Origin of the sequence: Luteibacter sp. dw_328, assembly GCF_018449605.1 — a bacterium.
In the GTDB taxonomy this organism is placed as follows: Bacteria; Pseudomonadota; Gammaproteobacteria; order Xanthomonadales; family Rhodanobacteraceae; genus Luteibacter.
The window spans coordinates 56,604-81,988 of record NZ_JAAVUW010000003.1 but is presented as its reverse complement, the minus strand read 5'-3'; the positions used below and the strand labels follow the sequence as shown (position 1 = coordinate 81,988).

Annotated in this window: 20 protein-coding genes; 9 read left to right on the top strand and 11 right to left on the bottom strand. The window is 64.2% G+C overall.

Annotation, left to right across the window (positions count from 1 at the left end; translation table 11 throughout):
• Positions 1-61: 61 nt before the first annotated feature.
• The 3 genes from HB634_RS08030 (at position 62) to HB634_RS08020 (ending at position 3,870) form a co-directional block, all read left to right on the top strand.
• Positions 62-1,654: a Na+/H+ antiporter gene (locus HB634_RS08030; protein WP_063573504.1), complete on the top strand. Its 1,593-nt coding sequence runs from the start codon at positions 62-64 to the stop codon at positions 1,652-1,654.
• A gap of 151 nt (positions 1,655-1,805) precedes the next feature.
• Positions 1,806-2,918, top strand: coding sequence for an alkene reductase (locus tag HB634_RS08025; RefSeq protein WP_213948230.1), 1,113 nt, complete (start codon positions 1,806-1,808; stop codon positions 2,916-2,918).
• Between the two features lie 64 nt (positions 2,919-2,982).
• A complete protein-coding gene (locus tag HB634_RS08020) occupies positions 2,983-3,870 on the top strand; it encodes a LysR family transcriptional regulator (protein ID WP_255548447.1) in 888 nt (295 codons plus the stop codon).
• An 11-nt stretch (positions 3,871-3,881) separates the two neighbouring features.
• Here the strand turns inward: HB634_RS08020 and HB634_RS08015 are convergent, their stop codons facing one another.
• The 3 genes from HB634_RS08015 to HB634_RS08005 form a co-directional block, all read right to left on the bottom strand.
• Positions 3,882-4,214: a hypothetical protein gene (locus HB634_RS08015; RefSeq protein WP_157503920.1), complete on the bottom strand. Its 333-nt coding sequence runs from the start codon at positions 4,212-4,214 to the stop codon at positions 3,882-3,884.
• 102 nt (positions 4,215-4,316) lie between these two features.
• Positions 4,317-5,435 carry an FAD-dependent monooxygenase gene (locus tag HB634_RS08010; protein ID WP_213948228.1) on the bottom strand — a complete coding sequence of 373 codons (1,119 nt, stop codon included), beginning with the start codon at positions 5,433-5,435 and terminating at the stop codon, positions 4,317-4,319.
• 82 nt (positions 5,436-5,517) lie between these two features.
• Positions 5,518-5,904 carry a hypothetical protein gene (locus tag HB634_RS08005; protein ID WP_063571253.1) on the bottom strand — a complete coding sequence of 129 codons (387 nt, stop codon included), beginning with the start codon at positions 5,902-5,904 and terminating at the stop codon, positions 5,518-5,520.
• Positions 5,905-6,161: 257 nt separating this feature from the next.
• Here HB634_RS08005 and HB634_RS08000 point away from each other — a divergent pair, with 257 nt between their 5' ends.
• Positions 6,162-7,070, top strand: coding sequence for a LysR family transcriptional regulator (locus HB634_RS08000; RefSeq protein ID WP_213948227.1), 909 nt, complete (start codon positions 6,162-6,164; stop codon positions 7,068-7,070).
• A gap of 11 nt (positions 7,071-7,081) precedes the next feature.
• Here HB634_RS08000 and HB634_RS07995 read toward each other — a convergent pair whose 3' ends face one another.
• Positions 7,082-7,828, bottom strand: a complete 747-nt coding sequence (locus HB634_RS07995) for a glucose 1-dehydrogenase (protein ID WP_213948226.1) — start codon at positions 7,826-7,828, stop codon at positions 7,082-7,084.
• 161 nt (positions 7,829-7,989) lie between these two features.
• Here HB634_RS07995 and HB634_RS07990 point away from each other — a divergent pair, with 161 nt between their 5' ends.
• Positions 7,990-10,368 carry a DNA polymerase II gene (locus HB634_RS07990; protein WP_213948225.1) on the top strand — a complete coding sequence of 793 codons (2,379 nt, stop codon included), beginning with the start codon at positions 7,990-7,992 and terminating at the stop codon, positions 10,366-10,368.
• 9 nt (positions 10,369-10,377) lie between these two features.
• Here HB634_RS07990 and HB634_RS07985 read toward each other — a convergent pair whose 3' ends face one another.
• From HB634_RS07985 to HB634_RS07975, 3 genes are read right to left on the bottom strand one after another with little or no spacing between them, the layout of a single operon-like run.
• Entirely contained in the window at positions 10,378-10,965 is a 588-nt protein-coding gene (locus HB634_RS07985) for a uracil-DNA glycosylase family protein (protein WP_213948224.1), read from the bottom strand.
• Positions 10,962-12,551: a serine hydrolase gene (locus HB634_RS07980; RefSeq protein ID WP_213948223.1), complete on the bottom strand. Its 1,590-nt coding sequence runs from the start codon at positions 12,549-12,551 to the stop codon at positions 10,962-10,964. Before HB634_RS07980 ends, HB634_RS07985 begins: the two co-directional genes overlap by 4 nt.
• 49 nt (positions 12,552-12,600) lie before the next feature.
• On the bottom strand, positions 12,601-13,239 hold the full coding sequence (locus HB634_RS07975; protein WP_063571259.1) for a TetR/AcrR family transcriptional regulator C-terminal domain-containing protein: 639 nt from the start codon (positions 13,237-13,239) through the stop codon (positions 12,601-12,603).
• Positions 13,240-13,321: 82 nt separating this feature from the next.
• Here HB634_RS07975 and HB634_RS07970 point away from each other — a divergent pair, with 82 nt between their 5' ends.
• Positions 13,322-14,296 carry a zinc-binding alcohol dehydrogenase family protein gene (locus HB634_RS07970; RefSeq protein WP_213948222.1) on the top strand — a complete coding sequence of 325 codons (975 nt, stop codon included), beginning with the start codon at positions 13,322-13,324 and terminating at the stop codon, positions 14,294-14,296.
• A 59-nt stretch (positions 14,297-14,355) separates the two neighbouring features.
• Here the strand turns inward: HB634_RS07970 and HB634_RS07965 are convergent, their stop codons facing one another.
• Both HB634_RS07965 and HB634_RS07960 read right to left on the bottom strand, forming a co-directional pair.
• Complete coding sequence (locus HB634_RS07965; protein ID WP_269447953.1) at positions 14,356-15,195, bottom strand: Fic family protein; 840 nt, start codon at positions 15,193-15,195, stop codon at positions 14,356-14,358.
• A gap of 1,083 nt (positions 15,196-16,278) precedes the next feature.
• A complete protein-coding gene (locus tag HB634_RS07960; RefSeq protein ID WP_213948221.1) occupies positions 16,279-17,238 on the bottom strand; it encodes an AraC family transcriptional regulator in 960 nt (319 codons plus the stop codon).
• A 100-nt stretch (positions 17,239-17,338) separates the two neighbouring features.
• Between HB634_RS07960 and HB634_RS07955 the strand changes: the two genes are divergently transcribed.
• From HB634_RS07955 to HB634_RS07945, 3 genes are all read left to right on the top strand, one after another.
• Positions 17,339-18,556 (top strand): MFS transporter, encoded by a 1,218-nt coding sequence (locus tag HB634_RS07955; protein ID WP_063573280.1) that lies wholly within the window; start codon positions 17,339-17,341, stop codon positions 18,554-18,556.
• A 74-nt stretch (positions 18,557-18,630) separates the two neighbouring features.
• Positions 18,631-19,425 (top strand): hypothetical protein, encoded by a 795-nt coding sequence (locus HB634_RS07950; protein WP_213948220.1) that lies wholly within the window; start codon positions 18,631-18,633, stop codon positions 19,423-19,425.
• A gap of 48 nt (positions 19,426-19,473) precedes the next feature.
• Entirely contained in the window at positions 19,474-19,818 is a 345-nt protein-coding gene (locus HB634_RS07945) for a DUF488 domain-containing protein (RefSeq protein WP_063573278.1), read from the top strand.
• 15 nt (positions 19,819-19,833) lie between these two features.
• On the opposite strand, the gene HB634_RS07940 is transcribed toward HB634_RS07945, so the two are convergent.
• Together HB634_RS07940 and HB634_RS07935 are read right to left on the bottom strand one after the other, a co-directional pair.
• Entirely contained in the window at positions 19,834-22,764 is a 2,931-nt protein-coding gene (locus HB634_RS07940; RefSeq protein WP_213948219.1) for a beta-galactosidase, read from the bottom strand.
• 84 nt (positions 22,765-22,848) lie between these two features.
• The gene (locus tag HB634_RS07935) at positions 22,849-25,290 is read right to left on the bottom strand and encodes a glucose/quinate/shikimate family membrane-bound PQQ-dependent dehydrogenase (protein ID WP_345777474.1); all 2,442 of its coding nucleotides are present in this window, start codon (positions 25,288-25,290) and stop codon (positions 22,849-22,851) included.
• Between the last annotated feature and the right edge of the window lie 95 nt (positions 25,291-25,385).

Sequence of the window (25,385 nt, the reverse complement as noted above, 5' to 3'; positions counted from 1 at the left end):
GATAGTCCTCCTCGTCTATGCTTGGGATGCTGCGGGCTGTCCCGCTTTCGCAGGGGTCATCATGTCGTCGACAGAAACGTTCAAGTTCGTGCTTTTGCTTCTGGTCGCGATCCTTGCGCTCGAGCTGATCGCGCGGCGTTTTCGGCTGCCTTCGGCGGCAGCGCTCCTGGCGGGTGGGATCGGTATCGCGTTCCTTCCCGGTATCCCGCCAGTGACCTTCGACCCGGAGTTGGTGTTGATCGTCTTCCTGCCGCCGCTGCTTCAGGACGGGGCGTATTACACGGTCTGGTCGGACTTCCGTAAGTACCTGGGTGGCATCCTCTGGCTTGCCATCGGTGCCGTCGTTTTCACGACGCTTGCCGTGGGTGCCACCGTGCACTGGGTCGTGCCTTCACTGCCCTGGGCGGCCTGTTTCGCACTGGGTGCCGTCGTGTCGCCGCCGGACGCCGTGGCCGCGAAAGCCGTGCTCGGCAAAGTGCGCCTGCCGCGGCGGCTCATGGTCCTGCTCGAGGGTGAGAGCCTGCTCAACGATGCGACGGGGCTCGTGCTGTTTCGGTTCGCCGTCGCCGCTGCGCTGACCGGCGCCTTCAGTGCACAACAGGCCGCGCTCAGTTTCGTGGGCCTGGCGGCCGGCGGCGTGGTCGTCGGTGCCGTGGTGGGCTTTATCGCGGTCCAGGTCGTTCGTCGCATCACGCATGTCTACCTGGCGATCACCGCCGCGTGCCTGTCGCCCTGGGCGGCGTATATCGGTGGTGAAAGCCTGCATGTTTCCGGCGTGCTGTCGGTGGTGACGACCGGCATCCTGCTGGGCTGGTACCAGCACGACATCTTTTCGGCCAACGTACGCATGCGCGCCACGGCGTTCTGGGCCGTGATGATCTTCCTGCTTGAAGCCCTGGTGTTCATTCTCATCGGCTTTTCGCTGCGCGGCGTGGTCGAGCGCCTCGGCGGCATCGGCAGCGCGCTGGACGCCCTCGGCGGACCGATCCTGGCCGTCCTCGCCGCCGTGATTGTTTCTCGCTTCTTATGGGTTTACGCCACCGATTACCTGCGCCGGCCGCTGGCGCGTCTCGTCGGCAAGAAGGTTGCCCCGGCATCACCGTCGGCCTCGTTCCTGCTCAGCTGGGCTGGCATGCGTGGCGTGGTGACACTGGCTATCGCGCTGTCGTTGCCCGAACAGATGCCCGGGCGCGACCTGACGCTCGCCGCGGCCTTCGCGGTCATCCTGGTGACGGTGGTGGTGCAGGGCGGCACGATCGCCCCGGTTATTCGCTGGCTGAAACTCGATAGCGCCGTGCATGTCGACACCGTGCACCTCAATGAGGGTCAGGCAAACAGGCTGATCGACCTCGCGCAACTGGAGGCGGTCAAGGCGCATGCGTACGACAGCGAAGGGCACCTTGTCCATCCTCGTCTGCTCGAGCAGTACACGTATCGCGTGACGGTGGCCGAACGCTATGCCGTTGCCCCGCAGGATTTCACCGGCGGACGCGAAGCTCACTACGACGTGATCCTCGCCGCGCTCGCGGCGGGCCGCGTGGAACTGCTCCGGTTACACCGCTCGGGGCAGATCCACGACGAACTCCTGCACTACTTCGAACGCGACCTCGACATGCAGGAGATCTCTGCCGAGAACGACCGGCAGAGCCCCTGATCGCGTCGCTTACGCGGTAGTGGTCATTGCGGAATCCACGGCCGCACTGTCTGGAATCCCGCCGGGCTACTGCCTGGCGAAGGGAGGGCCCAACTGATGGCGAAGCGCGGATGTTTCCGCGGTCTCTCCTTCCCACTACCGGCCGACTTCCATGACCCGCAAACTCCTTGAACCGATCTCCCTTGGCGCTATCCGACTCGACCACCGCGTGGTCATGGCGCCCCTGACCCGCATGCGCTCCGAGCAGCCGGGCGACAACCCGGGCGACCTGATGGTCGAGTACTACCGCCAGCGTGCTTCCAGGGGCGGCTATATCGTGTCGGAGGCGACCGTGGTCGCGCCGAACGGCGGCGGCTACCTTGGCTCGCCTGGCATCTATGCCGACGAGCAGATCCCGGGATGGAAGCGCGTCACCGACGCGGTGCACGCCAAGGGTGGCTTGATCTTCCTTCAGCTGTTCCACGCGGGCCGCCAGTCGCACTCCGACATGCAGCCGGATGGCGGCGCGCCCGTCGCTCCGTCCGAAGTAGCCTATGAAGGCGTCGCCTATACCGCCAATGGCTGGGTACCGAGCTCGCCGCATCGTGCGCTGAGCGAAGCCGAGGTGGTCGATATGGTGGAGCAGTTCCGCCTCGCCGCTGTCCGTGGCAAAGAGGCTGGCTTCGACGGTGTCGAGATTCACGGCGCGAACGGCTACCTGATCGACCAGTTCCTGCAGGACGGTTCGAACAAGCGCACGGACAGCTACGGTGGCAGCATCGAAAAGCGCGCCCGCTTCCTGCTCGACATCACGAAGGCCGCTATCTCGGTCTGGGGCAGCGACCGCGTCGCGGTGCGCCTGGGGCCGAGTGGCAGCTTCGGCGCCATGAAGGATTCGAACCCGGAGGCGCTGTTCACGTACGTCGCCGCCGAGCTCGACAAGCTCAACCTGGCCTATCTGCACCTCATCGAGCCGCGCGTGCTCGGCAATGCGGAAGATGCATCGAAGGACCAGAACCCAGTGGCGTCGCGCCTGCTGCGCCAGTTCTTCCACGGCCCGCTGATCGCTGCCGGTGGCTTCACGCCGGAATCCGCCGAGGCGATCCTCGCCGAAGGCAGCGCGGATCTGGTCGCCTTCGGTCGCTTCTTCATCTCCAATCCGGACCTGCCGGCGCGCATCGCCGACGGTGCCCCGCTGGCTCCCTATGACCGCGATACGTTCTATGGCGGTACCGCCGCCGGTTACACGGACTATCCGGCGCATGCCGAGGCGGCGATGGCCTGAGATTGCCTTGAAAGGGCGGAAGGCAGCACGATGTAGCCTTCCTACCCCGGATGAGGCGCCCGCCTTGGACAGCCTGAGCTCCCTCGCCACCTTCGTCCACGCTGCCGAAACGCGCAGCTTCACGCAGGCTGGCCGCATCCTCGGGTTGTCCTCGTCGGCCATAGGCAAGACGATTGCCCGCCTCGAGGCGCACCTGGGTGTGCGCCTGTTCCATCGCAGCACACGGAGCATCTCGCTGACCCCGGAAGGCGAGATGCTGCTGGAGAGCTGCCGGCGCATCCTCCAGGAAATCGGCGATGTAGAGCGTGAGTTGGCTGGCAACCGGGCCACGCCACGCGGCAAGCTGCGTGTCAGCCTGCCTATCCTCGGTGGCCTTTTCGCGCCGACGCTGGCGGGTTTCATGGCGAAGTACCCCGAGATCGAGCTCGATCTCGACTACAGCGACCGCCTGGTCGACATCGTCAACGAAGGTTTCGACGTGGCCATCCGCACGGGTGAGGGCGTGGACTCACGCCTGATGTCGAGGCGGCTGGGTTTGTATCACCTGGTTCTGGTGGCGTCGCCGGGTTACCTCAAGCGCGCGGGAACGCCGAAAGTCCCCGCCGATCTGATCTCCCACGCCTGTCTCCACCATCGATTTCCCACCACGGGAAAGCTCGAACGCTGGCCCTTCCGGCAGGACAACAAGGGCCCCGACGTGCCGCTGCCCGTCGCTGCGGCCGCCAGTACGCTTGCCCCGTTGCTGGAAATGGCCGAGGCCGATTGCGGTATCACCTGCGTACCGGACTTCACGGTCGCGCCCAGCGTGACGTCGGGACGGCTGGTCCGCGTCCTCGACGACTTTCTCGACCATGAGAACGTGTTCCGAGCCGTGTGGCCATCCAGTCGCCATATCGCGCCGCGTCTTCGCGCTTTCCTGGACTATTTCGGAGCAAACCTTTTTCCGGCGTAGGTCCGCTTTGGTTATCGCGCCGTCAGCGTGGCCACGAAGCGCATGGCACGGGCAATGCTGGTGCTGATGACGGGCAGGCGGCCGACCGGAATCGAAATCACCGCAATCTCCTCGCGGTGCAGATGGATATTTGCCTCCGCGTGGCCCCACGCCAGCTCCATCTCGTTGGGCGCCAGCGAGCGGGCAGGCACGTCGTCGTTGGTAATGCGCTGCACTTCACGGAAGAAGTGCAGGTGCAGGAAACCGTCGTCCGTCGGTCCGGTCACGGCCATGCCTGTGGCGACCCCCGACACGAAATGCGACGTGCGCGTGTGGAGGATGCTCTTCGTCTGCACTTCGGACACGGTCAACCCTCACTTCCCCTTCTCCCAAGCATATGGGTGGGACGATGTCGCCGTCTATCGCGCACAGGGGCCGGATGTGACAAATGTGCGGGCGTCCGCAGTTCAGGCGGTGAGAGGGCGTCCGAGCTCCCTGCCATAGACGGCAAGGCGGTGACCTTCGGCCAGCCGTTCGGCCTCGTAGACGAACAAAGCCTTCTCCAGCGGCAGGCGGGCGAGCGTGGCCACCAGCGCCATCACGTCGCCTGCGGCCTTCGCCACGCCCATCGCCGTATGGGGTCTGACCACGAAGGCGGCATCACCGAGGAGGGCGACACGGTCACGGATCATGCGGGTGCTCTCGTAGTCGAAGATCGCCTGGATGGAGGGCGTCGGTTCGGCATGCACTGCCAGGGCGAAGGGGGTGGGAAGCAGCTCGTCGGCCGCCCTGAGCAGCTCGTCACGAAGCTCGTCCGGCACGTCGCCGCGTGCCACTGAGTACTCACGAAGGCGTCCGTCACTGCCGGTAAGCCAGCGGTCCAGCGCGAGGCCCTCGGCGGCCTGCCGGTACCAGACCCAGTTGTAGCGTCGCTGGCCCGGAGCCGTCTCGCCGCTCGCGCCTGGCACGAGGTAACCGAGCATCTGAGATCCGCGCGGGTGATAAAAGGCGAAACGTTCGGAGAGCACCGTGGCGGCTTCCACAGGGAGTTGCGTTTCGGGAAGCAGTCCACGCCAGGCGACGTAGCCGGCGTAGGTGCTCGCGGTAGGGCCATGGCTCACGGCAGAGCGCACGACGGAGCCGACCCCGTCGGCGCCGATGACGAGGTCGAACCGATGTGCTTCGCCGTCGTCGAGGATGATCGCTGCCCCCGAGGCCGAGTTCTCGACGCGAACCACCCGGGCGTCTACCCGATAGGACGCTGGGGGAAGCAGGTGCCGGACGGTGCGATAGAGGTGGTCCCAGGAAATCTGGGTCTGCGGGGTCACATCGCGTTGCGCGATGCTGCCGTTTCGCGCGAACGTGATCCGCTCGTGCGCAAGCACACCGACGCGCGCGGCCTGCTCGCATCCGAGCAACCGCAGGATGGCGTATAGCTCGCGCTGGCCGACGAGCCCCGCGCCGCGTCCTTCAAGGCCGCGCACGGAGCGTTCGAAGACGTGCACATCGTGGCCTGCCGCGCGCAGCAAGCTCGCTGCGAACAGACCGCCCATGGAACCGCCCACGATGCCGACACGTAACGTCATGCCGTCAACGTAACAGCTGGCGGGCCCGCGCTCCTTGCAGTTTTGTTCCGTGGCGGGGAGGGATTACGCCTGGCGTGCGGTCTCAGCGGGCGTTGCGCTCGGCGCGCTCGCGGGCTTCCATTTCCTCTAGGGTGTAGATCGTCTCGGGAATCGCTTCCAGGCGTGCCTTCGAGATTTCCTCGCCGTTGCCGTCGGAGATGCCGTAGGTGCCTTCGTCGAGTTTCTCCAGCGCGCGATCCACGACGGCGACGCGGCCTTCGTTGTGACTCAGGATGGATTCGTCCCGGTCCTGCTGGGCAAAACGCTCGGCGTCGTCGCCGGAATCCTGCGGCTCGCCGCCGGCGGTCTGCTGGAGCAGGCCCTCTTCGTTGCCTGCGTCGTCGGCGGTGCCGATCAGCTGCTTGCGCAGGGCGACGAGGCGTTCGCGCTGGGCGTCGAGAAAGCTCTTGCTGAGAACGGTGTCATTCATGCGGTTGGCCTTGTTTGAAGACGGAGGACTATTCGCCGAACCCACGGCCGCGTCTTGGACGTTTGAACTCGGTGCCCGGGGTCTCGGTATTCGATGGCCGCATGGATGTTAGTCCGTTCCAGGGCTTCTCGCCGTGAACGGACGGGTGCAAAGTACCGGGTTCATCCGAGCAGCCTCGAGGCTGGCAGCCTTGCCATGCCTGCCGTAGATTGAGTCAGCGGGGCCCGGTACGTTCATGAACCCGATGCGGAGCACTTATGGATCGGCTTGATGCCATGCAGTTGTTCGTGCGGGTAGCCGATTCCGGCAGTTTTTCGAAGGCCGCGATCTCGAGCGGCGTTTCCCAATCCACGGTCAGCAAGCAGATCGCCGCGATTGAATCGCGGCTGGGCGTGCAGTTGCTGCGCCGGACCACCCGCGGCCTCAGCGTCACGGAGGCTGGCCAGCAGTACTACGAGTCCATCCTCCAGCTCATCGAGGCCGTGGATGCTGCTGAAGCCAGGGTAGGGCATGCGCAGGTCGCTCCGACGGGCGTGTTGCGCGTGGCTATCTCGGCGGCTTTCGGACGTTTTTTCGTCCTGCCCTACCTCCCGGAGTTCTTCGCCCTCTATCCAGAGATGACGATCGACTTCGACATCTCCGAACGTCACGCCAATCTTGTCGAAGACGGTATCGATGTGGCGATCCGCATCGGCGCATTGTCCGACTCGTCGCTGGTGGCGCGACGCATCGGTGGGGTTCGCTTCGCGACGGTGGGTACACCTGCCTACTTCGAGCGTTACGGCGTTCCCCAGCATCCACGCGACATCGAAACGATGCCTTGCGTGGTCTTCATGTTCCAGGGCGCCTCGCGCGCCTGGCGGTTCGCAGAGAACGGCGGACCCCTCGTCGTCGACGGCAAACCGGTGATACGTACCAACGATGCCGAACACATCCGGGGCTCGGTACTTGCCGGGCTCGGGATGGGGCACAACCCGGGTTGGCTGTACGCGCGGGATATTGCCGAGGGGCGCTTGCAGCAGGTGCTGGCTGGCTACTCGCCGCCCGCCTTTCCGATCAGCGCAGTGTCGCCGGCAGGTCGTCGACAGACCCGGAAAGCCCAGGTCTTCACTGAGTTCCTGGCCGCCAGGTTCAGCTCCATTCCGGAGCTGAGCCTGTCGGAGTGATCCTGCGGTGGTTAGCGCAGGCCGCCTGAGACGACAATGATCTCACCGGTGACCCAGCGCGCATCGTCGGAAGCGAGGAACACCGCTACCGGTGCGATGTCGTCGACATGGCCGATGCGACCCAGCGGCGTCTGCGAGACCAGGAATGTATCCAGCTCCGAACCGATGATGTTGCCGGTGTGGGTGCCTTCGGTCTCGACGATACCCGGGTTGAGCGAGTTGACGCGGATCTTGCGCGGTCCCAGTTCCTTGGCAAGCACGCCGGTGATGGCATCCAATGCACCCTTGGTCGCGGTGTAGATCACCGACTGCGGCGGCGTCATGCTGCTCACGCCCGAACCGATATTGATGATGCTGCCACCTTCGGGCAGGTACTTCATCGCGGCCTGCGTGACCAGCAAGGTGCCGCGCACGTTGACGTTGAAGTGGCTGTCGAAGTGCTCATCGTCGAAGGCTTCGATCGGAGCGAACTTGTAGACACCTGAATTGTTCACCACGATATCGAGCCTGCCGAAGTTCGACACGGCCGCCTCGACCAGGGCCTGCGCCTGGGCGGCCTTGCTTACGTCGCCGCCGACGGCGACAGCCTTGCCGCCCGCCTTGGTGATGGCGTCGACAACGGCATCCGCGCCGGCCTTGCTCGACGCGTAGTTGACGACGACCGACGCGCCTTCGGCGGCCAGCGACTTGGCGATCTCGGCGCCGATACCCTTGGATGCGCCGGTAACGACAGCGACCTTGCCTGTGAGTTTGCTCATGATGTGAAGCCTCGATGGATGAAACGATGGGATGGTGAAATACGAAGTGGGGCACTCGCGCCACGCGAGTAGTGGCGCCGGGGGAATAGGACTTATTCCCTCGAAGGAATGGCACAATTCACCCCTGGCAGCGGCCTCGCAGCTATCGACAGGATCCCGCAGTGACCTCCCCGACCCGACAGGGTTTCATCCTTACCCGCCATTGGCGGGACACGGGGCACGGCACCGATGTCGAGTTCTGGCTGGCCACCGACAAGGGGCCGAAACGGGTCGTGATGACAGCGCAGCAGTCGGTCGCCTTCGCCAGGGCGTCGCAGCAGGCGGACATCGAGGGCGTCGCGCGCAGGGTGGCCTCGGTGGAGATACGTCCACTACCGCTGAAAACCTTTAAGCAGGAGCCGGTGCTGGGCCTGTATGCCCGCAGCCACCGGCAGATGATGTTGCTGGAGAAACGGCTGAAGGAGCGGGGTGTTCCGCTGTACGAAGCCGATATACGCCCGCCCGAGCGCTACATGATGGAGCGCTTCATCACCGCCGCGGTCAGCGTGGAGGGCGGTGTGGAAGAGGGCGACGCCATCCTGGATCCGAAACTCAGGCCCGTCGCCGACTACCGGCCGTCGTTACGCGTGGTATCGCTCGACATCGAGACCAGCGCCGAGGGCGACCTCTACTCCCTCGCCCTGGAGGGTTGCGGAAAGCGGCAGGTGGTCATGCTGGGCGAGCCCGCGGCGGACGCTGCGCCGCCTGACGACTTCGATCTCGAGTACGTCACCGATCCCGCGCAGATCATCCGCCGGCTGAATGCCTGGTTTGCCGAACACGATCCGGACGCCGTCATCGGATGGAGCCTCGTGCAGTTCGATCTGCGCCTGCTTCAGTCGCACGCGGATAAGTACGGCATTCCTCTGTTACTGGGGCGCGGTGCACAGGCGGTTGAGTGGCGGGGTCATTCCCGGCGGGAAGGTTTCCTTTTCGCCCCCATGGCGGGACGTCTGGTGATCGACGGCATCGAAGCGGTGCGCTCGGCACAATGGAGCTTCTCGTCCTACAGTCTCGAGAATGTCGCTCAGAACATGCTCGGCGAGGGCAAGTCCATCGATGACCCTTACCATCGCATGGCCGAGATCGAACGACGTTTCCACGAGGACAAAGTCGCACTCGCGCGCTACAACCTCAAAGACTGCGAACTGGTCACGCGGATCTTCGCCAAGGCGAAGCTCTTCGACTTCTTGCTGGAACGCGCGCACGTGACCGGCCTTCAGGCCGATCACTTCGGTGGCTCCATTGCCGCGTTCGACCACCAGTACCTGCCGCGCATGCACCGGGAAGGGTACGTCGCGCCGAATGTCGGTGACATTGCGGAAAAAGCGTTTCCCGGCGGCTTCGTGATGAACTCCCGGCCAGGGCTGTACGACTCCGTCCTCGTGCTGGACTTCAAGAGCCTTTATCCATCGATCATCCGTAGCTTTCTGGTGGACCCCGTAGGATTGGCCGAAGGCGCCCTCGATACCTCGTCGTTGGCGGCTGTGCCCGGTGTTCATGGACGATTCTTCTCCCGCACCCGGCATTGCCTGCCTGCGATCGTCACCCAGTTGTGGGAGCGTCGCGACGAGGCGAAGCGACAAGGTAACCAGGCACAGTCGCAATCGCTGAAGCTGCTGATGAACTCGTTTGTCGGCGTGCTCGGCGCCCCGAATTGCCGCTTCTTCGATCCGGAGCTCGTCTCGGCGGTCACCTTGCGAGGTCACGATGTGATGCGTCGCACGCGCGAACTGGTCGAGGCCGAAGGCTATGAGGTCATCTACGGCGACACGGACTCGATCTTCATCTGGCTGAAGCAGCGCCGCAGCGAAGCCGAGGCGTCCACCATCGCCGACCATCTCGTGGAGCGCGTGAACCGGTGGTGGGACCAGCATCTATCCGAAACCTTCGGCCTGGAGAGCAAGCTCGAGATCGAGTTCGACACGCACTACCAGCGATTCTTCATGCCGACCATCCGCGGTAGTGAGTTGGGCAGCAAGAAGCGCTACGCCGGGCTGGTCGTCTCGGAGAACGGCGAAGAAGAGGTCGTTTATCGCGGACTGGAAACCGTGCGCAGCGACTGGACGCCGCTGGCGCAGAAGTTTCAGCAGGCGCTGTACCTGCTGATCTTCAAGGAACAGCCGTATGCCGCGTTTATTCGCGATTACACGCGAGGCCTGCTCGCTGGCAAATTCGACGACCTTCTCGTCTATCGCAAGCGCCTGCGCGGCAAACTGATCGACTACCAGAGCAATACGCCCCCGCAGGTGCGAGCGGCACGCATGGCCGACGACTACAATGCGCGCCGCCAGCGTCCGCTGCAGTACCAGAATGGTGGCTGGATCAGCTACGTGATGACGCGTAACGGGCCCGAGCCGCTCGAGTCGCGTGAGTCACGTATCGATTACGAGCATTACCTCACCAGCCAGTTACAGCCGATCGCGGACGCGATCCTCGGGCCTCTGGGCGATAGCTTCGCCAACCTCACGACGGCGCAGATCAGCCTGTTCCAGGCCTGATCCGCCGGATCAGGCCGTGTCGCCGAGTACCTCGGCCACGCGTATCTTCAGCACCGGTAACAGTTCCTGCTCGAACCACGGATTGCGCTTGAGCCATGCCTGATTGCGTGGACTCGGGTGAGGCAACGGTACGATCAACGGCCAGTCGCGCCGCCATCCGGTGACGACTTCCGTGAGCGTCTTGCCGCGGCCGGGCAGGTGGTAGGCCATCGCGTATTGCCCGAGCACCAGGGTGAGTTGCACATTCTTCAGATGGGCGAGCAAGGGCGCGCGCCACGCCGGCGCGCATTCGGGACGAGGCGGAAGGTCGCCGGACTTGCCTGTTCCGGGAAAGCAGAATCCCATGCCGAGGATCGCCAGTTTCGTCTCGTCGTAGAACGTCTCGCGCGAGATACCCAGCCACTGGCGCAACCTGTCACCGCTGACGTCATTGAACGGCAGACCGGTTTCATGCACCTTCCGACCCGGCGCCTGACCGGCGATGAGGATGCGGGACGACGCGGACATCTGCACGACTGGCCGCGGGCCCAGCGGCAGGCGGGCGGCACACAGCGTGCACGCACGGACATCTTCGAGGAGCGAGCTCAGCGGTGTCATTGGGGACGCAGGTCGAGGTCCTGGAAATCGTAGGCTGGCGCGGTGCGGGCCGATGCCCTGTGCATCGTGGCGCGACGGATGCCGCCGTGTCCATCGGGAGCGAAGTCGATGAAAGCGTCGGCGTGCAGCGTGCGGTCGTCCCATCGGATCCGGAAGGTGTCGCCGTGCCAGGGCTCGGCCGTGCCGTCGAGGCGCGATGACTCGGCAAAGTGAACACGAAGCGTGTCGCCGTCGACGGCGACGTTCACGATCCCGTACCAGTTGTCCCGATAGCGCCTCGCATACGCTGTGAGGGGAAGGGTCGGCTGGAGCAAGGGCAGGGGGCGTGCGCCATGCATCGCATCGTCGGCAGCAAGGCGCTCGGCGCGCTTCTTTGCGGACGCCCAGTACGCCGCGATCCAGTCGGTATCGTGCCTGCCGAGATAGCCGTCCGCGACGTGGAAGGTAATCGCGTTGAAGGCCTCTTCGGATTCCTGGTTGGTCAGCACGACCACGGCGAGGCCGAGGGAGGGCAACAAGGTCGTCTCGGACACGGTGCCCGGGAAGCCCCCGGTGTGCCAGACCATGTGCTGGCCGCGGAAATCCGAGACGAACCAGCCGGCGGCGTAGCCGAACGTGTTCGGCTGGGCTGCAGCCAGTGCCGGGACTGATGGCGCGTCGATCGGAATCGGCGTCACCATCGTAAACATGTCGGCCTGCGTTGCCGCGCTGAATAGCCGCGCTTGCGCGCCCTTTGGCTGCGGCAACACGCCCTGGCTCAACTGGGTTCCCGCCCAGCGCGCCATGTCGTCGATGCTCGCGTAGATGCCTGCGGCGCCGGCATTGTTCTTCCACACCAGCGTAGGCACGGCGCCGAGTCGGCCGTCCGCCTCCGGCATATAGGAGGTCGCCACGTCATCCGTTGGCTGGAGTTCGGAGCCGTCGATCAACGCATCGCTCATGCCCAGCGGGGCGAATATCTGCGCACGAATGAAGTCGGCATAACGTTCGCCGGAGGCGTGCTCGACGATCAGCGTGGCCACGGCGAACATGATGTTCTCGTAGGCAAAGGTTTCGCGGAAGCCGGTAGCCAAAGGCAGGTTCGCGAGGTGCTCTACCACCTCGCGCGTGCTGTAGTGCGTGGACGGGAGGAAGAGGAGGTCGCCCGCATGGGGCCCGAGTCCGCTGCGGTGGGCAAGCAGGTCACGGATACGCATGTCGTGCGTGGCATAGGGCTCGGCCATGCGGAACCAGGGCAGGTGGTCGATCACCCGGTCATCCATATGCAGCTTGCCGCGCTCGGCCAGCATCTCGATGGCGGTCGCCGTGACGGATTTGGTATTCGATGCGATGCAGAACTTCGTGTGGATGTCGACCGACAGGTGCTTTTCCACGTCGCGCAGGCCGGAGCCTTGCTCGAACACGACCTTACCGTCCTTGATCACCGCCACGGCAATGCCGGGAACGTTGAAGGTGGAGCGAACGCGGTCGATGTAAGCGGGCAGGTCGGCAGGAAGGCTGCCGGGATGCTCGGTGGCCGGTGCGCGTGCTGACGCGCACATCGCGGCGCAAATGGCGAATGTCGAGAAGGCAAAACGAAAAGGCATCGTGTCGCTCCGTATCAGGTCGCCGCTATCGACCGCGGTACGACGAAGCTTATCGCTGTAGCAGCGTTGCCGCACCGCGAAGCATGAGGTCGATACTCTCATCGAACCGCTGGTCGAACCGATCGAACAGCACCTCGCCGGCTTCGCGAAGCAGCGGGAAGGCATCGGGATCCAGCTGCGTCTTCCTCACTTCGATGTCATACGCCGGCGAGCGCTCGCCCGGCTTCGGGAACACGGCCTGTTCTTCGATGACGAAGCTGACGGCAAAAGTGTAGACCGCGCTCAGCAAGGTGACGGCCTGGCGCGTCGTGAAGCCCGCCTGCGTGAGGTGACCACCGATACGCTCGGCGGTTTCCTGGAACAGCGTGTTGGTGAGGCGCGTGCCGGCAATCATGCGGCCGCCGTCACGATAGGCCAGCAGCGTCTTGCGCAGGCCGTGCCCGAACGTGGCGACCCACACCCGCCAATCGTCGGAGGGCGTTTCCGGCACCAGGTGGTCGGCGCCGCCGACCAGCACGAGCGTAGCCATCTCGTCGATCAGCGCGTCCTTGCTCTTGAAGTGCCAGTAGAGGGTAGGCGCCTGGATATCCAGGGACTGGGCCAGCTTGCGCAGCGTGAGGTCTTCCAAGCCCGTGTCGTCGAGAAGGCGCAAGGCGGCCTGCACGATGATGTCGCGATTCACTTTCATGGGGGCGGGCCTCCGGGGGGTTGCAAACCGAATCTAACATGATTAGAGTTGCTCTAACAATGTTAGATTATTCGGAGCACCCATGAAAGCTGCCGTTGTCTACGAAGCGGGCAAGCCGCCCGTGTTCGCCGATTTCGAAGCGCCCGCCGCCAAGGCGGGCGAAGAACTGATCACCGTGAAAGCGGCGGCGCTCACGCACTTCACCAAGGCGCGTGCGTCTGGCGCGCACTACAGCGCCAGCGCTTCGCTTCCCGCGATCGCCGGCTCGGACGGCGTCGGCGTGACGCAGGACGGTCGTCGCGTGTACTTCATTCTGCCTGGCGCGCCCTTTGGCGCCATGGCCGAGGTGACTCGTGTACGCGCTGGCCATTGCATTCCGGTGCCCGAAGGCATCGACGACATCGCTGCCGCCGCCCTGGCCAATCCCGGCATGTCTGCCTGGGCGGCTCTTGTTCACCGCGCACAGCTCAAACAGGGCGACACCGTGATCATCAACGGCGCCACCGGCATTGCCGGACGGCTGGCCGTACAGCTGGCAAAGCATCTCGGCGCAGGGAAGGTCATTGCGACGGCACGCGACGAAGCAGCGCTGGCTTCCGTGAAAGCGCTGGGCGCCGATGTCGTGATTCCGATGCATCTGGATGGGACCGGTCCCGACGGTTCTTCCCGGTTTGAAGAGGCCATCCGGGAGCAATGCAAGGAGGGTGTCGATGTGGTCGTCGATTACCTCTGGGGAAAGAGCGCCCAGACCATCATCGCTGCGGTCGCGAAGACGGTCGAAGACGCGCGGCCCGTGCGTTTCGTGCAGGTGGGCAGTTCCAGTGGCGCGGACATCACCTTGCCCAGCGCCGCACTGCGATCATCGGCCATCGTGCTGATGGGTAGCGGGATCAAGAGCGTGCCGTTGCCCGATCTGCTTGCTGCCGTGGGGCACGTCTTCGCCGCAGCGGTTCCGGCGAACCTCCGGATCGCCACGCGGGTGCTTCCGCTATCAGACGTCCAGACGGCCTGGGATCACGACGGCGGTAAGGCAAGGGTGGTCTTCGTTCCGACGTAACGGGGGCGGCGGCTTCCCCGATCGATGACATGCGGACGCCTCGATCCATTGATCGCGGGTCAATTGCGTTCGAGCCGGGTCAGCAGTTCCGACGCGTGGAAGATCCGGTTGCGCTTTCGTTCGGGATAGCGATCCTGGAGGATGCCGCGATGGACAAGCAGCTCCACCGCTTTGGACGCCGTCGGGAACGACGACCCAAGGAGTGCAGCCACCTCGGTTACGCTCGTCACGGGATGTCCAAGCAGAAAATTAGGCAGCTTGTGAACGACCGAGTCAACGCGAATGTCGGAGAGCGCGTCAAGCCATCCCTCGACAATGCGGTTCATGTCACGCGCGATAGCGAGCGACGTGTCACACGCGCCCACCACCGCGTTGGACAGGAACTCGACCCATGCGTCCCAATGTTCCTTCAGCTGCACCCCTGCGAGGCTGTTGTAGTACGCATGGCGATGCTTCAGGAGAAAGCCAGAAAGATAGAGTGGCGGATAGTTCGCTTCAGCCAACATGAGGGGCATGAGCAGGCGACCGACGCGTCCGTTACCGTCGGCGAACGGATGGATGGTTTCGAACTGCGCATGCGTAATGGCAAGGCGAGCGACGATGCCGAGTTCATAGTGTTCGTCTTCGTTTCTCTCATACCTAAGCATTGACAGTTCCAGCTCTCGCATGCACGCCTCAATGTTCCCAGGCGGCGGCGGGACGAAGGTCGCATCCTCGATTCGTCCTGAGCCGATCCATGCTTGCGTATCCCGCCACTGGCCCGGCCGGACGTGGGGCTGCGCGTCTTCCATCAGGGTAAGGTGCAGGCGTCTGACGACATCGAGAGTCAGGCCGGCAGTCGCTGGCGGTTTTAGCGAGTCCAGTCCGTCCTTGAGCGCGACGACGTAGCGTTCCGTCACCCGGGCATCGGCAGTTGCCCCTTCGGCACCTTGGGTGGCCTCATATTCCAGGAGCTCGGATAGCTGCGTCCGCGTTCCTTCGATCTGAGAGCTCTGCACGGCTTCGCGACGTGCAAGCGAACGCGTAATCAGTTCGGTGTTGGGCAGATGAGCGACGGCGTCCTGAAGGCGTCCGAGTGCCTCGTGGGCCCGGCCGATGGCTGACGCTACGCGGCCAGAGGACGGCAATATCCGAGGCGTCGCAGGTGGAACGAGGGCATGGCAGTGCGATCGCGGCTCGTCACATTTGACGAGGCTGCGCTGTCGAGTAGGGGAAAGATCCTGTCGGCGCACGGGGTGCGACCCTTGGTAAGGTTGAATAAGCCTAGGGCTTATTAAAGGATAAGTCGATAACCCTTAATAAGGCGATGGCTTATTAAAGGTTCTTCGCGGATTACCGGGGTCCGGGCGCTCGGGTTTCGGGCGGGGCATTCTTTCGCAACTCGCAACTCGCAACTCGCACCTCGCACATGGCTCGCCTTCGGCTTCGCGGGCTCGGCTTCGCCGTCGCCTCGTACACTTGGGCGTCTCGCGGGGAGACCTTGGTGCCCACCCTCGCTGCTCAGACACGTCCTCCGCGTTCGAAACGGAAGGCCGCTCACGCGGCCCCTGTTCTTATTGGCCTACGGCCGCTCCACTTGTGCGGAACTCGCCTCGAGGGTGGACACCAAGGTCTCTCACGACGATACGGTCAGCTGGAAGGAGAGTCGTGGGAGTTGCCGCCGAAGCCGGCAGGTACGGCGAACGTGCAGATACGTCATTTCCGGCGTGGCGAGCGTTGTCCTCACCATTGCGCAGCCTTGCGCGGACGATCTCAGCGCGCTGGGGTCGACCGTTTGGCGATGCCGACGAGCCAGCAGCCGAAGCGGCGTTGCTTCGTCGGCTCGACCCGCACGAACCTCAGGGGTGGGCACCGAAGGCTCTGCGCCGCTACGCCTGCGCACCGAAGGCTCTGCGCCGCCACGTCTACACGCCGAAGGCTCTGCGCCTCACCGCCTTCGGCGTCCCCGGGATTCCGCGATGAACCTTATTAAAGCCTGGCGCTCACTTGGCCGCCTGCCTCATGGCCCCCGGCGGCTCGCCGATCACCCGCTTGAACGCCCGGCTGAAGGCGGCCAGGGAGCCATACCCCAGCTGGAACGCCACGCTCTCGATCGTGGCCTCGTCGCGTCCGATCCACTGGGCCGCCAGCCGCATGCGAAGTTCGGTGAGGTAGCGCACCGGGGTCATGCCGGTGACGGTGAAGAAGCGCTCGGCGAATACCGAACGCGAACTGCCCATTTCATCGGCGAGCTCGGCGACGGTCCAGTTGCGGCCAGGCTCGCGATGCATGGCAACGATGGCCTTACCCAGGCGTGGGTCACGGAGCCCTTTCAGCCAGCCGGAGGCATCGCCACAGCCCGATTCGACCCAGCCGCGCACGATAATCGCGGAGACCACGTCGGCCAGCCGGGCGAGAATGCCGGCGAAACCGGCGCGCCTATGACAGGACTCACGTTCCATGGCGTCAAGCATGGGACGCAGCTCCGGATAACGGTCGAGCAGCGTGCCGACAAGCATCACGTCGGGCATCGCTGCGACGAGTGGCTGCATGCCGCCGAGTTCGAATTCCATGCATCCGCTGAAGATCAGTGCGCCTGAGGCGCGCGCACTCGCTTCGCACTCAGGATGAATGTCGGCGACGCTGTTGCACAGCGGCGTGGCCAGAAAGTCCGTGACATCCCGCGACGGTATGTCTGCGGACGAGAGCAACACATGCGGACGGCCTTGCGGCAGCAGGACGGCGTCGCCGGTCTCGAGCGAGAGCACCCTGTCGTCATGGGTTCGCAGGAGCACGGGACCACGGCCGACGAAATGAAACTGGGCATGCCCCGGCTCGCCTTTGAACCCGACACCGAACGGCCGTGCAAGCTCGATGCGCCGATATTTCACGCCGACCAGGCGCATCCCCAGCAACAGCTCGCTGGCTGCATCCGATTCGTCTGCAAACGCGGGGAGAGTCATAAGTCCGGACGCACGATCAAGTATTAAGGACTTGGCATCATATACCGTCCGGCCTGACCCGCCTACCATGCTCCCTTTCCTTTGTTGGACGGGAAGCGACATGACGGCTAGTGCGGAAACCGGCGACACGCTGGCAGTAACGGAGCGGCCCGCCTGGGGCGCGGTCTTCGCGGTGACCCTGGGCGTCTTCGCCCTGATTACCGCTGAATTCCTGCCCGCCAGCCTGCTGACCCCCATGGCGGCCAGTCTGGGCGTGACCGAAGGCATGGCAGGGCAGACGGTGACCGCGACAGCGGCGATCGCCCTGGTCACGAGCCTGGTGATCTCGGTACTGACTCGCAACACGGACAGGCGGACGGTTCTGCTTTCGTTCTCGGTGCTGCTGGTTGCCTCCAACCTGCTCGTTGCCTTTGCGCCGACGCTGGCGCTGGTGCTGGTGGGGCGCGTGCTGCTGGGCATTGCCATCGGCGGTTTCTGGACGATGTCCGCGGCCGTCGCCATGCGTCTGGTGCCCGAGGCGATGGTGCCGCGGGCGCTGTCGATCATCTTCAGCGGCGTATCCGTCGCTACCGTGGCCGCCGCACCGCTGGGTAGCTACTTCGGTCATCTCATCGGCTGGCGCAACGTTTTTCTGATCGCGACGGTCATCGGTGTACTCGCCTTTTTCTGGCAGCTTGTCGTGTTGCCGAAGATGGCGCCTACCGGTTCGGCGCGGATGGGTACGCTGGTCGAAGTCATGAAGCGCCCTGTCATGCGCGCAGGCATGATCTCGGTGCTCCTCGTGTTCACCGGGCACTTCGCGTTCTTCACGTATCTGCGGCCCTTCCTCGAAGTCGTGACGGGCGTGGGCGTGAACGGGCTGTCGGTGATCCTGCTCGGCTTCGGCGTCGCCAATTTCATCGGTACGTCGCTCGCGGGCTTCGTCCTCGAGCGCAGCCTTCGCATGACCCTCTTGCTGATGCCCCTGGCGATGGGTGCGATCGCCCTGGCGTTGGTGGCCCTGGGTCGCGCCCCGATGGCTGACGCGCTGCTCGTCGCGCTGTGGGGCATGGCCTTCGGCGCCGTGCCGGTGGCGTGGACGACATGGATCACGAAGACCGTTCCCGATGAAGCCGAAAGCGGTGGCGGCCTGATCGTGGCAGCGGTGCAGTTCGCCATCACGCTGGGCGCAGCAGCGGGCGGCCTGGTGTTCGATCGGGCCGGTGCGTCGGGCGTGTTCGTCGGCGCCGGTGCGGTGCTACTCGTGGCGGCGGCGATGATCTTCGTCAGTATGCGGGATCGTTCCGAGGCACATGTGGCGGTGACGTCCGAGGCATGATGAGTGTGGGATGATCCGCCGAGGCCAACCATGTTGGCCCCTGTTGGATCATCCCATCGTCAGAAGGCGTTGCCGTGGATCAAGACTTGCGTTCGGATGCGACCCGCCTTGGGCGCAAGAGCATCATCTTCGCCCTGGTCACGACGCTTTTCGCGCTTGTCGCTCATGCGGTGGCCTACCTCACGCATGAATACGCACACACGTTGACTGCCTGGTCGCTGGGCTGGATGGCGAAACCATTCGATGTCGACTACGGCGCAGCGACTGTTTCTAACGTCATCTTGCTGGGCGACGTTTCGGACAACGTGAGCTATAACCCGATCTTCGCGAGCGGGCACGGCCCGAGTGCAGCGGTCATTGCGCTGGCAGGCCCCTTCGTTGGGAACGGCCTGCTTTATTTCCTTATCTACGCCCTGATCTCGACGTCCTCGGTCAGGTCCCGGCGGTATCCGGTGATGTTCCTCTACTGGCTGTCGCTCATGTGCGCAGCGAATGTCTGGAGCTATGTGCCCCTCCGGGCGCTGACCACGCACGCGGACATTGCACTCGCCGCGAAAGGCCTTGGCATCTCGACATGGCTCCTGTTTCCCTTCGTCATGGCGGTGTCTGCCTGGGTGACATGGCACTTCCTGACGCGGATGCTGGCGCAGGTCTACGAGACGATCACCGCCGGGTCGCTGCCCAATGGCGTCCTCTTCATCGCCTTTACCGCCTTCTGGTATTTCTCGTTCTTCAGCGGTGATGCGATCAACGGTTCCTACGGCCTGATTTCTCAGATCCTGTCGATGACGTCCCGCTACCTGCTGTTTCCGCTCTGCGCAGCGTGGCTTGGCAGCCGTTATATGAGCCGGGTTACTTCCCCGCGTTAATCAACGTCGCCAGCGCCATAATGGGTTCACTCCCATGGAGTTGATGCCATGCCCAACTTATCCGTCAAGCGCGTCTACGAAGAGCCATCGCCTCGTGATGGCATGCGCGTCCTGGTCGACCGGCTCTGGCCCCGTGGCCTGACCAAGGAGAAGGCGGCCGTCGACCTCTGGCTCAAGGAGATCGCGCCGACGCCGACGTTGCGAACCTGGTTCGATCATCGCGAAGACCGTTTCGACGCCTTTGCCGAAAAGTACCGGCACGAGCTCGAGCACAATCCGGCGGTGGCGGAACTGCGCGCGCTGGTGAAGAAGCGCAAGGTGACGCTGGTCTACGGGGCACACGATCCCGCGATCAACCATGCCGTCGTCCTCGAGGCATGGCTGGGAGCCTGATCCCGCGCGATCGGGTCAGTTCGTCGCGCCGGGCTTGAGCGAGGCCTTCTGTGCCTTCGTCACTTGCTGATAGTCCGGCGCCGCGACCGGCTTCGGGTCCAGTGCACTTCGGTAGTTGCCCTGCATCACCAGCGACACCTCGCCCAATCCACCGTCCTGCGCCGTACTCCACGAAGCGATGGCGACGGTGTTGTCTCCGTGCGGGTTCAGCAGCCCCGCCGGCAGTTCGAAGTCGGTCTGCGGACCAACGTCGCTGATGTAACGCCCCATCTGCCAGCCATTGATGAAGATGATCGCGCGATAGTGATGCGGCGCGATGTCGTGGATGCGCAAGGCGATGGGCACGTCCTGGCCCGCGGGAATATCCAGGTGGAAGCGAGTGCGATACCAGTCGACGCCGGGCTTATCCGTTGCGCGGGGCAGGGTGGTCGTCGCCCAGCGTTCGTCCGCGAAGCCGGGTAGCTGCCAGCCCATCCGTTCGCCATAGAGGCCGCCGGCGTTGAACGGCCCGCGGACCGGATCCGGCAGGTTTTCACCGCCGACGTTGCCCTGGATCTTCCAGCGGATCCCGGTGGGTGCACCCGCGAACGTGGCAGCGATGAGGCCTCGCGGTTCGCGGAAGCTGCCACTGTGTTCTTCCTGGAGGTGTCCTGTGTTGTCGACCAGCACGGAGACGATATTGTCGCCACCTGTCTTGAGCCAGCTGGGGTCGATGGGGAACTGCTGCGCGCCGCTCGGGTTGTTACCGAGGAAGTGGCCATTGAGCCAGGCGGTGAAGATGCCGTGGTTGCCCAGGTGCACACCGGTGTTGGCAGCGAGGAGGATGGCGGTTTCCTTGCCAGTGGCCGTGAAATGGCCGCGATACCACACGTTGCCGTGATGGAAGTCGTAGTCGTCGCTGTCCAGGATCGGCAGCTCGTGATTCCAGTAGGGATTGGGCGTGGTGGTGCGGTCGGTGGCCGTCCAGCCGCTATCGTCGAAGGTCGGTGCGATTTCCGGCGCGGCCTCGCTGATACGCCAGGCTGTGAGGCTCGGCAGCGACACAGGTTGCGGACCGTCGATATGGCCTTGCAGGCTTGAGGAGGCCGTGACCTTCGCTGTCACGGGCGCCCCATTCCACGTAAAACCATGGATACCCGGGCCAGCGAACACCTCGATGTCACCGGCCTTGTCGGTGTCGCCGGTAAGAGCCAACTGCTCGCCCTCGCCAGTGGCGGTCCGCGCGAGGTAAGGGCCGCGCACGAGGACAGGTCCCGTTGACGTATCCAGCTGCCAGAAGTGCTTCGCCGTCTCGTTGTCGCCGATCAGCAACAGCAGGGATGTCTCGCCCTGGCCGATAGTGACTCGCGCCAGTCCGTCATGGCGATAGTTGAGGCGGAGCATGTGCGTGGCCGCGTCCCAGTGCGCGGTGACGTTGCCATCGATCACGCGTGTCGTGGGCTCGGTCGAATAGCGCAACACTGTTTCACCGTCTTCATCGTGCCGGCCGTAAAGCAGCGCGACATCGCGGTCGCCCATGCGCAGCTGCGTCATCAGCTCGGACGTCGAATACGCCAGGTCCTGCCTGCCGAAGCGGTAGTTGGCGAGAAGCATCTTCGAATCGCGGCCGTTGATACGGATCGCGGTGCCCGCCTGCAGTGGAATCGTCGTATCGCCCGTCTTGCCCAGGGTGACGCGGAGGTGCGTGGTGTCGTTCGACGTATCCGCCGCGTCGGCGTGCCGCAGGATGTAGAAGCGAGTGCCGTCCTCCGGATTGACGCGGGCGTTGACGCGAAGGCGCGGGTTGTCCGGCACGGATGTCGCGACGGCATCGGTCCGCGCGAGCGGCGCGACGGCGTGTGTCATGTAACCGATGAGCTTCTGCTGGTCGTACTTGTTGGTGAGAATCCGGTTTGCCGTGATCGGTGCGCCGTAGTCGTACGAAGTGTAAACGCCCGGCGACGACAGCCAGCCCCAATTGATCCCGCCGTAGGTCATGTAGAAGTTCTGCATGGTCGAGCCGGCGGCGATGTTCGACTCGTAGAACACGCGCTCGAAGTCCGGGCCGGTGAGCTTGCGGCAGGCTTCATAGCCGGGACCACCCCAGACGTCGAACGCGCCTCCCTGGAATTCCGGGAAGAACAGCGGCGAGTGAGTCAGGCGCTTTCGTTCGCTTGCAAAGTCGTACACACCGTTCCAGCGCTCGGGACGCGTGCAGTCGAAGTCCGCCGGATAGGAGTCGTAGCCGGGCATGTCGACGGCGCCGACGCCAGTGAAGAAGTTATCGTTGTGGTTGCCGATCAGTGGCACGGTGATGCCATCGGCGTGCGCCTTGTCTTCGATGTCCTGCATGTAGCGGCGGCTATCGGCGGAATCGTCGTAAAGCTCGTTCTCGACCTGATAAAGCAGCACGGTGCCACGGCCATCGGTGAACTGATGACGCGCGAGGATCCGATCGATCTGCGTCATCCACTCGCGATAGGCGGCGGTGTAGTCCGGTGCGGTGGACCGGGGCTTGCCGGCCGTCGTGACCAGCCAGCCAGGAAAGCCGCCCGCGTCGGTTTCCGCGTTGATGTACGGGCCCGGACGGGCAATGACGTAAATGCCTGCGTCCCGCGCCATGTCCAGAAGACGGTCGACATCGCGGATGCCCGCGAAGTCATAGACCCCGCGTTTGGGCGAGTGGTAACCCCAGTCGAAGTAGATTTCCACGGCGTTGAAGCCCGCGGCTTTCATCTTCTGCAGGACATCGGCCCACAGATCCGGCGAGGGCAGGCGCCAATAGTGGAAGGATCCCGACCAGAGGTAGGTCGGCTTGCCGTCGATACTCAGCGAGTAGTGGTCGTAGGTGATGGTGTGTGCATGCGGGGGTGTCGATGCGGCCGGCGCCTGCAGGGAAAGGGCCAGCAGCCCCACGGCTGCCGAATACCCGGCAAGACGGCCAAACGGCCCTTGAAAAGCAAACATCCCCAACCTCCGATCGACGACGGCGCGCCCTGTGGCATCCCGCGGAGGTTGGGGTATTTTGGGTGTATTTGCAAATTTGGGTATTTAAGGCGCGGGTAGTGCGTACGCCATCACGGAATCACCCATCTTCGTTCCGAGCGAACCATGGCCACCGGCCATGATGACGATGTACTGGCGGCCATCCTTGCCCTTGAAGCTCATCGGCGTCGCCTGGCCACCCGCAGGCAGTCGGCTACTCCAGAGCTGGCGACCATCGGTGACGTCATACGCACGCAGATAGGAGTCGAGCGTGGCGCCGAAGAACGCAATGCCGCCGGCCGTGATGAGCGTGCCACCCTGGCCGGGCACGCCGAGCGGCAGCGGAATGCCGAATGGCGCGCTGTCACGGGTGGTGCCGTTCTTGTGTTTCCAGATGATCTTGCCCGTGGTCAGGTCCACCGCCGACACCCATCCCCAGGGCGGCGCCTGGCACGGGATGCCGAGCGCGCTGAGAAGCGGGGAGATCTCGACGCCGTACGGTGCGCCCGTATCGGGGTGGACGCCCGAACTCTCGTTGGTCGACGCCTCACGACGTGCGACTTCCGCCGCGGGGACCAGACGAAACACAAACGCGAACGAGTTGGGATTGGTGAACGCGATCTGGCGAACCGGATCGACTGAGATACCACCCCAGTCGAAGACGCCCGCATTGCCGGGATGAATGAGGGTCTCGGTCACGCCGGGTGGCGTGTATGGCCCGTCATAACGCATGGACTTGAAGCGGATGCGGCACATCACCTGATCGAAGGGCGTGGTGCCCCACATGTCTGCTTCGGTCAGCTTCGGCGGATCGTAGTTGAGCTGCGACCGGGCTTGCGTCGGCGAGGTGTGATCGCCTTGCACCGCGCCCTGAGCGACCGGCACTTCGTCGATGGGGATGATCGGCTGTCCGGTCAGCCGGTTCAGCACGTAGATGCTGCCCTGTTTGCTGGTCGAGATGAGGGCGGGCTGTACACCTGAGGGCGTTTTCAGATCGACGAGGGTCGGCTGGGCGCTTACATCCTTGTCCCACAGATCATGGTGGGTGAACTGGTAGTTCCAGCGCACCTTGCCCGTGGCGATGTCGAGTGCAACCACGCCGGCTGCGTACTTCTCCGCGCCGGCCGTGCGATCGCCGCCCCAGGTATCCGGTGTCTGGTTGCCCATCGGCAGGTACACGAGGCCCAGCCTTTCATCCACGCTCATCACCGACCACACATTCGGGGAGTTGCGCGTGTAGTGCTGGCCTGCCGGCAGTGGCGTGGTTTCGTCCGGATTGCCGGCATCCCAGTTCCACACGAGGTGGCCGTCGTGCACGTCGAAGGCACGAATGACGCCCGATGCTTCATGCGTGGAATAGTTGTCGCTGACGTGGCCACCGATGATGACGAGATCGCGAGTGATCGCCGGGGGCGACGTCGAGTAATAACCACCCGGAAGCATGTTGCCGTCGAGATTGTCGGTGAGGAGCTGGATCGTGCCTTTGTCGCCGAAGCTGGGGCAGATCTGTCCGTTATCGGCATTGAGGGCGATCAGGCGCGCGTCGGCGGTCGGCAAGAAGAGGCGGCGCGGGCAGTCGGTCGCCGTGGTTGCCGGTGTCGAGGCCATTGACGTCGTCGCTGCCGCCGCCGGCGCGGTACTGGACGCCGCATAGTCCGCGTCGTTGTGATACGACACGCCACGGCAGGTCATGTGTTCCCACTTCTTGAACGTGCCGTTCGCGCTCTGAATCTTCGGATCGAAGCGCCACTGCTCCTTGCCGGTGGTCGCATCCACGGCAATCACAATGCTGTGTGGCGTGCACACGTACAACGTGTCACCGATCTTCAGCGGGGTGACCTGGTTGGTGATTTCGACGGGATCCTCGGGACCCGGAAGGTCACCGGTGTGAAACTCCCAGGCCTTTTTCAGATGACCCACGTTCTGGGCCGTGATCTGGTCCAGGGGCGAATAGCGTTGACCGAAGGGGGTGCCACCATAGGCATGCCACTCGCCGGCCGGTAGGCCGCCGGGACCCAGTGCCGCCGTCGGCAGGACCGCATCGAGTCCGCGCGCGAGGTGGCCCTCGATCGTGGTCGATTCGCGGGGCAGGCTCACCAGTGCAACGACCAAGGGGAAGACGAGGCCGAGCGCAAGGGACGCCGCCGGATACGGAGCTGATGTCGCGCGCAGCGGCCGGCGAATGAAAGGCAGGGCGAGCCAGATCCCGAGCGCGAACCAGACGTCCAGGCGGGGCAACAGTTGCCAGAAATCGAGGCCGACCTCGTACAGCGCCCATACGGTCGTGAGCACCAGCATGACCGCGTAGAGCGAAACGGCCGACTGTCGCTGCGCATAAAGCAATGCCGCAACGGCGATCAGGCCCAGGCCGAAGACGACATAGTGCAGCGATCCACCCAGGGTGACGAGCTTGACGCCCAGCACGCTGAGCGCGATGCCAAGGAGCAGGACGACGACGGCCGTGAGAATCAAAATCCACGGCGGGCGTGAGGAAGTCTGAGGTCTCACGGGTGGGCTCCTTTTTTTCTTACGAGGGGCCGACTGGCCGCTACCGGCACATTGCGCTGCATCGATAGCGACCGTCTTGATGCGGATTGCGCCGA